General features: G+C 63.4%; 1 protein-coding gene and 1 pseudogene. Both read left to right on the top strand.

The genetic code is table 11. From position 1 onward, the window contains the following. Positions 1-233 precede the first annotated feature (233 nt). Positions 234-851 carry a helix-turn-helix domain-containing protein gene (locus AHiyo1_RS08600; protein ID WP_059388278.1) on the top strand — a complete coding sequence of 206 codons (618 nt, stop codon included), beginning with the start codon at positions 234-236 and terminating at the stop codon, positions 849-851. Between the two features lie 41 nt (positions 852-892). Then, positions 893-1,080: pseudogene (locus AHiyo1_RS24615) on the top strand (hypothetical protein); the annotation flags it as partial.

Raw genomic sequence — 1,080 nt, 5'->3', positions numbered from 1 at the left:
CGTGAGCTCGCCTCGATGATCGCCCAGCTGGCTGATGCCGTCGCTCCGGAGACCCGGGTGACGAGGTGCGACTCCCTGTGAAAATGAACCGCGTGGTTCTTCTGCAGCGATGCCGATGCTGGCATGCTGTGACGATGAAGAAGGGCTCGACGCCGGAGGATCCAGCCAGGATTCTTCGTTTAGTTGACGAGTCTTCGATATACTGATGAGTGCTGGAACACTGAGGAGCCGTATTGGGAAGCACGGAAGTTGTTAAAGTCGACGACGATGACACTCTGCACCGCAACCTGTGGATCACCCACTTGGGGGCCATGCTCAAGGAACAGCGTGCCGGGCGATTCACAGTCGAGGAATTGGCGGACCGGGCCGGCGTCAGCGCCGGACTGATCAGCCAGATCGAGCGCGGCATCGGTAATCCGTCATTCGCCACGCTCCTTCGCCTCGCCAATTCCCTCGGTGTGCCGTTGGCGAGCATGTTTACCGACCCCAGCGAGACGCAGAACCACATGCTGGTGCGCCGGGCCGATCGCCGCCGCATCGAGATTCCTTCGCAGGGAATCGTCATGGAACTGATCGTGCCGGATGCGGACCGGAAGCTTGGCGTCATCAACATGACCATCCCCGCGCATTTCGACGGCGCGGAGGTTCCGCATTCGCACGAGGGTGAGGAGTGCGTCGTGGTCCAGACCGGCACGCTCGTGGCGAGTGTTGGCGGGCAGGAGTTCACCTTGGGCGAGGGCGACAGCCTGACCTATGATGCCACGCTGCCGCATTGGTGGAGCAACCTCACGGACACCGCGGCCGTCATGGTGGCGATCTCGACGCCGCCGTCGCTGGGCAAATCGCATTGATCAGCCGCCCGCCCGGCCCGTCGTCCCGTTTGGGAATGCTCGTGCCGTCGTCGAACTCGAACGCGGAGTCCCTGACAGCCGACATCCTGGCCGGATCGCCCGACGTCGGCGTCCACTACAGCCGCTTCCGGCTCCCGGCGGACCTCGATGACCGCATCGATGCGACGGTTCTCGGCGACGCGCCGTCACTGCTCAGCGATGCTGAGCTGGATGCCATCGCGTTCCATGG

This window comes from Arthrobacter sp. Hiyo1, from assembly GCF_001263615.2.
Lineage (GTDB): Bacteria > Actinomycetota > Actinomycetes > Actinomycetales > Micrococcaceae > Arthrobacter.
The sequence above is the reverse complement of the archived record's forward strand: the minus strand, read 5'-3'. Positions and strand labels throughout refer to the sequence as shown.